Genomic DNA, 10,368 nt, shown 5'->3' with positions numbered 1-10,368 from the left:
CGACGTGACGCCCGGCCCGGACGGCGCGCCCCTGCCGCAGGCGCGGGTCATCCGCGACGTCGTCGCCGAGGCGGTGCTGGCCGACCAGCTGGGCGTGGATTTCTTCGGGGTCGGCGAGCATCACCGCGCCGATTTCGCGGTCTCGGCGCCCGAGGTCGTGCTGGCGGCGATCGCCAGCCAGACCGACCGGATCAAGCTGGGTTCGGCGGTGACGGTGCTCAGTTCCGACGATCCCATCCGCGTCTTCCAGCGCTTTTCGACCCTGGACGCGGTCTCGAACGGCCGGGCCGAGGTGATCCTGGGGCGCGGGTCGTTCACCGAGTCCTTCCCGTTGTTCGGCTTCGAGCTGTCGCAATACGACCAGCTGTTCGAGGAAAAGCTCGACCTGTTCGCGGCGCTGGTCCGCCAGCCGTCGGTGACCTGGCGTGGCGCGACACGGCCGCCGCTCGTCGACCAGGCGGTCTTCCCCCAAACCGAGTCCGCGCCTCTGAAGACCTGGATCGGCGTGGGCGGCAGTCCGGAATCGGTGGTTCGCGCCGCCCGCTACGACCTGCCGCTGATGCTGGCGATCATCGGCGGCGATCCCAAGCGGTTCGGGCCCTATGTCGACCTCTATCACCGGGCGTTCGGCGAACTGGGCCGGCCGGCGCGCCCCATCGGCGTCCATTCGCCCGGCTATGTGGCCGACACCGACGCGCAGGCCCGCGAGGAGCTGTGGCCCGACTACAAGCGCATGCGCGACCGGATCGGGGCCGAGCGGGGCTGGCCGCCGATGGGCCGCGCCGAATTCGAGGCCGAGGCCGACCACGGTTCGCTCTATGTCGGCTCGCCCGAGACGGTGGCCCGCAAGATCGCCGCCACGGTCCAGGCCCTGGGCGTCCAGCGCTTCCAGATGAAGTACAGCGCCGGGTCCCTGCCCCATGACAAGCTGATGCGCTGCATCACGCTCTATGGCGAACGGGTCATCCCCCGGGTTCGCGAACTGCTGGGCTAACGGCATGAAAAATCGGCCAGTTCCGACAGGAACTGGCCGCTCGTCGTCTCGATGCGTTCAGGCCTGAGCCAATTCCGGCAGTGGCGTGACTATTGCGCCGCCGTCATCGCCTGCCAGTCGGCCGGAGCGCCGAGGTGAGTGAGCCCAGCGGCGGCGGCCGCGACGATGACGCCGCCGCAGAGCAGGATGGTCATTTCCGGCGAAACCGCTTGAAGCGCCAAGGGCGCGACAGCGGTCGCGAGAAGCATCCCACCCCAGTCGAACACGATGGAGAGCCGATAGACCGCCGCCACTTCGTGAGCCGCGAACACGGTCTGGCGCAGCGTGGCCATCGGCACGTCCATCACCGGGCCGCCCAAGGCCGTGAACGCCGACGCCGCCATGATCAGCGGCGCGGCCAGGTCCTTGGGCGCGGCCAGGGCGGCCCATCCCATCAACGCCAAGCCCAGGCCCAGGACGGCGTTGCCCACCAGGATCATCGTCACCGGCCGGCGCACGACGAGGCCGCCAACAACGAGATTGCTGGCGAGGTTTCCGACGCCATAGGCCCCCATCACCAGTCCCACCACGCCAAGGCCGCGTGCGCCGAAGGCCTCCAGCCCGCCGCGCTGGACCGCAAGGGGCAAACAGAGCCACAGCGACACTACCCACAGACCGTTCACCACGCCGCCGCGCCACAGGAGATAGCGGAAATATCCGCGGTCCCGGATGGCTCGAAACCCTCGGGTCAGCATCTCGAAGCGGGAGCCGCGCGCGGTTCGCGGCTGGCGCGGCAATTGATGGCGAAGGCTGGTGATGGCGATGGCGGACGCCAAGGATGTCAAGGTTGTCGCGGCCATCAAGCCAATCGTCGGCAGGAACCCGGCGAGCGCGCCGGCGATGGTGGGGCCGACCAGGCGCGCCAGCCGCGCGGTGGCGTCCATCAGGGCGTTGGTGGGCGTGAGGAGGACGCGGGAGGACGCCAGTCGCGGCAGGCTCGCCTGGAGGGCGGGCTCGAACACGCCGCGGAGGGCCGCCAGCGCGACCGAAGGGATGAGCAAGGTCCAGAGGTTCAGGCAGCCCATCGCCCAGGCGGTCACCGGCGCGAGCGCCAGGCCCGCACGCACCAGGTCGCAGCCGATCATCGTGCGGCGATGATCCCACCCCTCGGCCCAGGCGCCGGCGAACAGCGCCGTGGCCAGGACCGTCGCGGCCTCGGCGGCCGTGACCCAGCCGGCGTGCGCTCCGGCCAATTGAACCGACAGCCAGATCAGCGCGATCCGATAGACCTGATCGCCAATGGCGGCCAGGGCGAGGCCAGCCCAGAGCCGTGCGATCGGCGGATGGAGAAGGGGCTTGAGGATCTGCATGGGCAGCAGGCCTAGCCGATCGGCCCTTCCCCTGCGCGCGATAGAGAGCCAATCTATGTCGAGAAAGTGCCAGAGCCCTATGCGCCTCGATATCACGCCCTATGACATGCCGCCCGGCTCCGGCTGGGAAGCCCATGCCCATGACGACGAGGCGTTGCTCAGCTACGCCCGCTCCGGGTCCTGCACTCAGATCATGTCCGCGCGAACATGGGTCGTGTTGCCGGCCCATGCCGTCTGGATGCCGCCGGGGGTCGAGCACGCGACCGTGGTCGGGCCCAAAGGCTGTGACTTTCGCACCGTCCGCTTCCCCTGCCCCATACCGGCCGACTTGCCGAGCGAGCCCTGCGTGATCGAGGTCTCGCCGCTGCTCGCCCAGCTTATCGCGGCGTGGGACGCGACCGCGCTCGAGGACGACGCCCGCCGCGACGCCCTTCGCTTCCTGCTCTATGACGAAATCCGCCGCGCGCCACACCACGACCTGGGCCTGCCCCGGGTGCGCGATCCCCGCTTGCTTCGCGTCGCCGACGCCCTGCAGGCCGATCCCGGCGACACGCGTGGCCTGGATGACTTCGCCGCTGTCGCGGGCATGAGCCGCAGATCGTTCATCCGCCATTTCCAGAGTGAGACGGGCCTGGGTTTCGCCGACTGGCGGCGGCGGCTCCGCCTGCTGATGGCGCGCCAGCTGCTGGCCGAGGCGGTTTCGGTGACCGAGGTCGCGGGCGCGCTGGGTTACGCCTCGCCGAGCGCCTTCATCGCCATGGTTCGCCGCGATCTCGGCGTCACCCCCATGCAGCTTGCGAAACGGGGACGAGGCTAGATCGCGGCGGGTCTCGCCCACGCTATGCGACCTATCGGAAACCGGCGGGCCCCATAAAAAAGTGACCGGTTCCAATGGGAACCGGCCACTTGTTTGCAAAACAGCCCTAGAGGGAAACTAGAACGGGATCTCGTCGTCCAGGTCGGCCGAGAAGCTCTCGCGCGGGCCGCTGGGCTGGCTGCGCGGGGCGCCGCCGCCGCCACCCGAACCGCCGCCGTAGCCGCTGTCATAGCCCTGGTCGCCGCCGCCCGCCGAAGCGCCGGCGCCGTCGCCGCGACCGCCCAGCATGGTCAGCTCGCCGCGGAACTTCTGCAGCACGATCTCGGTGGAGTACTTCTCCACGCCGCTCTGGTCGGCCCACTTACGCGTCTGGATCGCGCCTTCGATATAGACCGTCGAGCCCTTGCGCAGATAGCTCTCGGCGACCTTCACGAGGTTGTCGTTGAAGATCACCACGCGGTGCCATTCGGTCTTTTCCTTGCGCTCGCCCGAGGTGCGGTCGCGCCAGGTTTCCGAGGTGGCCAGACGCAGGTTGGCGACGCGGTCGCCCGAGCTGAGGGTGCGGATTTCGGGGTCGGCCCCGAGGTTGCCCACCAGGATGACCTTGTTGACGCTGCCTGCCATAGGCGGAATTTCCTGTTCACGCCCGGCGACCCATCGCGCCGGAATCTGACGCGGACGTTAACGGGTTCTTAAAAGCGAAATCAAGCTTTGTTCCACTAACGTTCCTGTGGAGCGCCAGGGTTATCCACCGCCGAAAGCCACGCCTATTGCGGGGGCATGGCCCCCGGCACCGCCAGGCGGCCATCGCCGGTGCGGACCAGCGACATGAACCGGGCGCCCTCGTAGGTGTCGCCCAGATAGATGCCGTCCTTCTGCACGAAGATGAACTTGCCCTGATAGGCGCCGGTCAGTTCGCGGATGGGGCTGCCCATGCGGATGAAGCGGATCCGCATGCCCTCCAGCTCGGCCGCGCACAGCTCCATGCTCGCGATGTTGCGGGCGACCGGATTGTATTTCAGCGTGCCGTCCTTCTGCTCGACGACGTGCATGCAGACGCCGGCCTCGAAGGGGGCCTTGGTCTGCTTGACGCAACCGGTCAGGGCCGTGGCGGCGGCGAGGAGGGAGACGGCGACGATGGGAAACGGGCGCATGGTCTTACGATCTCTCTAAACCGACGGGATGGAGCAGTCTGGCCCCTGTTCGATGATCGAATGGAAGGTGCGGTTGTCGGACGACGACTCCACCCGGCCCGGGACCCGGCGAAGGGTCTCGTCGCCCCAACGGCCGTAGGTCGCGCCGCCGGGACGCTCGCACTTGCCGCTGTAGAGCTGCTGGACGCAGGCGTTCAGGGTGATCTCGCCCGGTTGCTTGCGCCATTCGCCGCCCGCGTAGCGCCAGCAGACCGCCAGGGGCGTGGAGACGGCGGCCGGGGCCTGCCCGGTCGGGGTCGCGGCGGGCGCGGCGACCGCGACGGTCTCGGCCGGCGGCGGCAGAGGGGTCAGCACCAGGCCGGCCTGGTCGGCGGCCGCCAGAGCCCCGGTCTCGTCGACGCCGACGTCGAGCGCCCCGGTCGCCACGCCGTTCTTCTTGGCGCATTCGGCCAGGGTGGTCTCGCCGACGAACTGGCCGCCGACGAAGCAACGCAGCGGACGGGCCGGATCGAGCTTGGTGTCGTCGGCGCGCCCGGTCTCGACCACCAGCCCGCCCCGCGAGGCCGGCGGCGCCTCGGTGGGCGACTTGCCGCCGTGCATCAGGGTCAGGGCGATGCCGAGGCCCGCGATCAGGGCCAGGGCGGCGCCGCCGCCCAGCAACACGCGTCGATCTTTGAGAAGTTCCATGATCCCTGGCTACGACGCGTCGATGACGCTTTCAAGTCCATGGGAAGACGCAAGGCGCAACTCGGTTGCGCGGCCCCGCCGATTAGCCGCCGGTCAGGCGGTTCAGGGCGGCCTGGTAGTTGGCGATCTGGTCGGTCAGGTAGGTCGGGACCTTGCCGCCGGTCTTGCCGGAACCGCTCGTCGTGTTGGCCGGCACGACGCCGTTGGCGGCGTCGGCCATCTCGCGATAGGCCAGGCGCACCGACGCGATGGCCTTGGTCATGGCCGCCGTGGCCAGCTTGCGGCCGGTGTCGTCGGTGAGGTCCAGGCCGGTGTCCAGCGACAGGCCGTAGATCGGCCCCTTGCCGTCCGCCGAGACGGTCTTGCCGTCGTCGATCTTGGTGTTGCGCACGATGCCGGGCTTGAGCCCCAGCGCCTCGAGCACGTCCGTGCCGCCCTTGCCCGCCAGGATCTCGATGGTCGAGGTGGTCTGGGAAGGACTGATCCGCAGGCTGCGGCTGTTGCCCGAGCTGGAATATTCCACCTTGGCGGCGAAGCCGGAAGCCTTGCGGATCTTGTCGCCGAGGGTTTCGAGCGTGTCGTTGGCGTCGATCTTGATCGTCGTCAGCGTGCCGCGGGCCCGGGTGCGGATCTGGAAGGTGTCGCCGGCCCGCGCCGAGGTCGCGGACACGATCTTCTGCGACTGGGTGAAGTCCATCACGCCGCGCGGCAGGCCGAAGACGTCCAGGTCGCCGGCGCCGGAGGCGTCGACGGCGATCGAGGTCGGGGTGGCGTAGCCGTCCTTGCCCGTCAGGCGCTGTTGCCAGGAGACCGCGCCCGTGGCCACGTCCATCTGGGCGACATAGCCGTCCTTGTCGCCGACCGTGGGCTGGCCCGCCAGGTTCTTGCCGGCCGAACCGACCAGCCAGACCTGGCCGTTGGAGACGGCCATGCCGGTGACGGTGTCGTCGCCCGTGCCGCCGTAATAGGCCAGGGCGTCCTGGGCGGTGCTGGTCAGGTCCAGCGAGACGCGGGCGGCGAAACCGTCCGAGCCGCCGGACGCGGCCGCGGTCTTGTTGTTGACGGTCAGGGCGCCGTTGGTGGTCGAGCCGCCGATGTAGAGCTGGCCGTTGTCGATCGCCAGGCCGGCGATGTCGCCGCCCTTCAGCGAGCCCAGGTCGCGGGTCGCGCCCGTGGTGAGGGTGGCCGCCTTGGTGTAGGTCACCGGGGCCGTGACCCAGACTTCCTTGTCGTTCAGCGCCGTGCGGTTCTCGGTGACCACGGTCGTGGCCACGTTGAAGCTGCGCAGCATGGCCTCGCTGCCTTCCTTGCTGGCCACCACCACCTGCGAGCCGTTGACGACGATGCCGGCGACGGTGTCGTTGTCGGCGCTACCGAAATGGGTGGTGAACAGCGCCTTGGGCGTGCCGGCGATGTCGGTGGCGAAGCCGGTCAGGTAGCTGTCGTAGCCGCCGGCCGTGGCGCCGGTGGCCGAGCCCGGCATGTCCGACTTGGTGCGGCCGCCGACATAGACCACGCCGTCCTGGCCGAAGGCCACGGCCGTGGCCTCGTCCTCCAGCATGCCGCCACGGCGCACCGTCCAGGTCTCGTCGCCCTTGGCGTCGTAGAGCGTGACGAAGCTGTCGGTGACCTTACCGGCCGAGTCGGAGTTGATCGGACCGTTGGTCGCGCCCGACAACTGGCCCGACACCGAGCCGGCGATCGCCACCTGGCCGTCGGCGGAGATCGCCATGTTGTAGCCGGTGGCGGTGTTGGCGGCTCCCAGGGTGCGGGCGTAGAGCAGCTTGCCGGCCGAGTCGTATTTCAGCAGGGCGACGTCCTGTTCGCCCTTGATTGTCTGGCTGCTGGCCGTGCCGTCGACGTCGGCCAGCACGTAGAGCGAGCCGTCCGGGCCGGTCATCGTCTTGTGGACGTTGGCGACGGTGCCTTCCAGCGTGTCGGAGAAGATCTTGGTCCCCGGCTGGCCGGCCGTGCCGGGGCCATACTTGACCAGGGTGTTCTCGATCTTCGCGTCGTCGGTCTCGGGCTTCTTGTCCGGATCCGGATTGCCAGCGGCGGTGGTGATGTAGACCGCCGGCTTGGGGGTCGGGGCGGTGAAGGTCAGGGTCTCGGTCGAGTCGCCGCGGATGCGCAGGGCGAAGTCATCGCCGGTGGCCGGCAGCTTGACGGTCTGGCCGTTGACCGTGGTGGTCCGCTCCTGGCCGACCGTGCGCTCGACGGCGAAGGTGGTCTCGAAGCCGGCCGCGTCGAGCTTGCTGTTGAAGAAGCTGACCACGTTGGCCATCGTCCGCGGCGTGGTCCCCATCTCCGACAGGTCCATGGTCAGGTTGGTCGAGACGCCGAACTTCTTGACCGCCATGGTGAAGCTGACGGCGCCCGCGAAGGTGGGCACCACGTCGTCGACCTTGCCGCTATAGAGCTTGCCGGTGACGTAGCCGTAGTTGTTCTTGGGCACGCCGACGCTGGACTTGTCGCTGGTCATGACCGCGCCGGTCGTGACGCGCATGCCGTCGGTGCTGAGGTTCTGGATGTAGCTGTTGACCTCGTTCAGCCCCTTGCTGAACGCCGTCTGCAGCCGCTTGATCTCGCTGTCGGTGACGTTCTTCTCGCCGGACCGGTTGGCGATCGCCGAGAGGGTGTTGAGCGCCTGGTAGGTGGCGAACAGCTTCTTGTAGTCGCCGCTGATCGTCGGGGCGGCGTTCACGGCCGCGCCCTCGTCGACGAACTTGCGACCGTTGAGCGCGCCCTTGACCAGGTCGCTGGGCTCGGTGGTCACCGCGGTCCAGGGCGCGTTGGGCACGGTCTTCTTGGTCGAGGACGGCAGCGACGAGGACATGCTGTTGGACGACGCCGTCGATCCCGCGGCCTGGCCAGCGGACCTGGCCTGGTAGTAGCCGAGCAGAAGACTGGAATCGAAAGTGATCACAGCGTGTCCCAACGGGACGCACTACGCCCCTCGATTCGACTGTCGGCGATGAACGCTGACGTTTCGTTAAGACGTATGAATCAGGAGCGTGGCGACCGAAAGCGTGAGCGGTTTCAGCCGCCACGCTCCAAGGCTTGATCTAGGCGGCGATCAGGTGGGCGTCGGTCAGGGAGCGCCGGACGGTCCCGCGCAGTTCGCGCCACTCCTCGGCCAATATGCCCAGCAGGACCACGTCGCGCGGCACGCCGTTCTTCAGCACATGGCCGCGCAGGTAGCCCTCGCGCCGGAAGCCCGAGGCGGCCTGGGCCTTCAGGGCCGCGTCATTGTCGGCCATGACCTCGGCGAACACCTTGTGCAGGCCCAGTTCGCCGAAGGCGCGGTCCAGGCCCAACACCTGGGCCGCCCGCCCGACACCCCTGCCCCGGGCCTCGGCCGAACCGAGGAACCAGTTCCAGGCCGCCCGGCGGTGATGGCTGAGCAGCCCCGTGAGCGTCAGGAGGCCGGACGGCTCGCCGGACCGGACGATCATCCAGCCCCGCATGTCGGGATCGGTGCGCAAGGCCTGGAACCAGGCGGCGTGCGCCTCGTGGCTGGGAAAGGCCGCGTCGGACATCCAGCGATCGACCTCGGGCTCGCCCCGCCACTTGAACAGGACCGCCTCGTCCTCATCCGAAAGATCGCGAAGGTCGATCATGCCGAGTCGTTTTCCCCAAACACCGCGACGGGAAGTCTACTATTCCCCGAGCGTCAGGCCTAGCTGCCGCCGTTGAACAGCGACAGGATGATCTGCGGCGCCTGGTTGGCGATCGACAGCGCCTGGGCGCCGAGCTGTTGCTTGACCTGCAGGGCCTGGAGCCGGGCGCTTTCCTTGGCCATGTCGGCGTCGACGAGGTTGCCCACGCCGCTTTCCAGCACGTCGTTCAGCTTAGCGATGAAGGTGTTGTGGGCATCGATCTGCTTGGCCTGCGAGCCGATGGAGCCCACGGCCTGGTTCACCGCGCTCAGCGAGGCGTCCAGGCGCGTCAGCACCGCGGCCGCCTGGGTCATGGTGCTGATGTTGTCGGTCGCCGTCAGGGTGTTGATCGTGCCGCCCAGCGACAGGTTCTGCAGATTCAAGGTGATCGAGGTGGCGGCGTTGGCGTCGGCCAGGAAGGTGATGTTGGCCGGCTGGCTGCCGTTCAGGATGTTGGCGCCGTCGAAGGTGGCGCTGTTGATGACCTGGGTCATGTTCTTCAGCAGGCCCTGGAAGTCGGCGTTCAGGGCCTTGCGCGAAGACGTCGACAGCGAGGTGTCCTTAGCCGCGACCACCTTTTCGCGTATCTGGGTCAGCAGGTCGGAGACCGATTCCCCCGCGGCCAGGGCCACGTCGGTGATCGAGGTCGCGCGGTCCAGGCTCATCTTCACGGCCGACAGGGCCGAGCGGTCGGCGCGCTGGTCCTGGGCGATCGACCAGACGGCCGCATTGTCCTTGGCGCTGGAGATCGCCAGACCGGTGTTGATGCGGCTCTGGACGCCGGCCATCTCGTCGTTGGTCTTGTTCAGATTCTGCAGGGCGATCAGCGCAGGCTGATTGGTGTTCACGCTGAGCGTCATCACAGTCTCCGAACGGCGTTTCTTGCCAATGGGGCTCGGAACGCGATTCGGCGGCCGAGCGGGTCGACCGTGAAACTGCGGCTCGGGGAGTAAGAATATGGTTAACGCGCGTAAACCATGTTTTGCCTGCGACGTCGGGTCGCGGCATCGACGGCCTCGCGGGGCCGGCCTTCAGGTCAGGCCGTCGAAGACCTCGCCCGGACCGTAGTGCTCCGCCTGCATGAACCGCAGGACGTCCTCGCGCGGGAACTGCTGCAGGATGTCGCCGGTCCGCCGGTCCACCGTCTTGTAGACGTAGGTGCCGGTGGTGGCGTCCTGCTCGATCACCAGGCGCAGGTCGCCGGGCTGCGGCCCATCGGCCACGGGCGGCTTTTCCTTGGGCGCGGACACGGCGACGCCGCCCGCGGAGAAGCCCGGGGCGGTGGACGGCGCATTCGAGGCGGGCGTGGACGGCTCTGTCGTGACGGGCGTCAACGCAACTCTGTTTTCCATAACTCCTCTCGCGGCCGGGTCACGGCCGCGCCTCTAGTGGACCCTCCCCTCCGGCCAACGCCCGAAGGAAAGGCGGAGGCGGACCCGAAGGTCCGCCTCCTCTTCGTTCCTATCGGAACAGGCTCAGGATCGACGACGAAGACTGGTTGGCGATGGAGAGCGCCTGAACGCCCAGTTGCTGCTTGGTTTGCAGCGACTGCAGCTTGGCGCTTTCCTTGGCCAGGTCGGCGTCGACCAGGTTGCCCACGCCGGCGTCGAGGCTGTCTTGCAGCTTGCCGACGAAGGTCAGGTGGGTGTCCAGGCCGGTCGAGCTGGTGCCCAGCGAGGCCAGCTTGTTGGTCGCGGTGCCCAGGGCG

10 protein-coding genes and 1 pseudogene are annotated in these 10,368 nt (G+C 68.5%); 2 read left to right on the top strand and 9 right to left on the bottom strand.

Annotation, left to right across the window (positions count from 1 at the left end):
- The coding region (locus tag PMI01_RS03260) for an LLM class flavin-dependent oxidoreductase (protein WP_007662921.1) at positions 1-994 on the top strand (994 nt) is incomplete at its 5' end.
- Positions 995-1,083: 89 nt separating this feature from the next.
- Here PMI01_RS03260 and PMI01_RS03255 read toward each other — a convergent pair.
- Positions 1,084-2,343 carry an MFS transporter gene (locus tag PMI01_RS03255; protein ID WP_007662919.1) on the bottom strand — a complete coding sequence of 420 codons (1,260 nt, stop codon included), beginning with the start codon at positions 2,341-2,343 and terminating at the stop codon, positions 1,084-1,086.
- 79 nt (positions 2,344-2,422) lie between these two features.
- Here PMI01_RS03255 and PMI01_RS03250 point away from each other — a divergent pair, with 79 nt between their 5' ends.
- Positions 2,423-3,160: a helix-turn-helix domain-containing protein gene (locus PMI01_RS03250; RefSeq protein ID WP_007662917.1), complete on the top strand. Its 738-nt coding sequence runs from the start codon at positions 2,423-2,425 to the stop codon at positions 3,158-3,160.
- A gap of 117 nt (positions 3,161-3,277) precedes the next feature.
- Here the strand turns inward: PMI01_RS03250 and ssb are convergent, their stop codons facing one another.
- From ssb to fljK, 8 genes and pseudogenes are all read right to left on the bottom strand, one after another.
- Positions 3,278-3,784, bottom strand: coding sequence for a single-stranded DNA-binding protein (ssb, locus tag PMI01_RS03245; protein ID WP_007662915.1), 507 nt, complete (start codon positions 3,782-3,784; stop codon positions 3,278-3,280).
- 143 nt (positions 3,785-3,927) lie between these two features.
- Entirely contained in the window at positions 3,928-4,314 is a 387-nt protein-coding gene (locus PMI01_RS03240) for a hypothetical protein (protein WP_007662913.1), read from the bottom strand.
- A 15-nt stretch (positions 4,315-4,329) separates the two neighbouring features.
- Positions 4,330-5,001, bottom strand: a complete 672-nt coding sequence (locus tag PMI01_RS03235) for a hypothetical protein (protein ID WP_007662911.1) — start codon at positions 4,999-5,001, stop codon at positions 4,330-4,332.
- Between the two features lie 82 nt (positions 5,002-5,083).
- Positions 5,084-7,927: a hypothetical protein gene (locus PMI01_RS03230; RefSeq protein ID WP_035034280.1), complete on the bottom strand. Its 2,844-nt coding sequence runs from the start codon at positions 7,925-7,927 to the stop codon at positions 5,084-5,086.
- A gap of 139 nt (positions 7,928-8,066) precedes the next feature.
- Entirely contained in the window at positions 8,067-8,621 is a 555-nt protein-coding gene (gene pseH, locus PMI01_RS03225; RefSeq protein WP_007662908.1) for a UDP-4-amino-4,6-dideoxy-N-acetyl-beta-L-altrosamine N-acetyltransferase, read from the bottom strand.
- 59 nt (positions 8,622-8,680) lie between these two features.
- The gene (locus PMI01_RS03220; protein WP_007662907.1) at positions 8,681-9,520 is read right to left on the bottom strand and encodes a flagellin; all 840 of its coding nucleotides are present in this window, start codon (positions 9,518-9,520) and stop codon (positions 8,681-8,683) included.
- A 171-nt stretch (positions 9,521-9,691) separates the two neighbouring features.
- Positions 9,692-9,910: a hypothetical protein gene (locus PMI01_RS03215; protein ID WP_157223657.1), complete on the bottom strand. Its 219-nt coding sequence runs from the start codon at positions 9,908-9,910 to the stop codon at positions 9,692-9,694.
- Positions 9,911-10,121: 211 nt separating this feature from the next.
- Positions 10,122-10,368 (bottom strand): annotated as a pseudogene (gene fljK, locus PMI01_RS03210) (flagellin FljK); the annotation flags it as partial.

The organism is Caulobacter sp. AP07 (assembly GCF_000281955.1).
Classification (GTDB): Bacteria; Pseudomonadota; Alphaproteobacteria; order Caulobacterales; family Caulobacteraceae; genus Caulobacter.
Note: the sequence above shows the minus strand (reverse complement) of the source record. Positions and strands in the feature narration are given on the sequence as shown.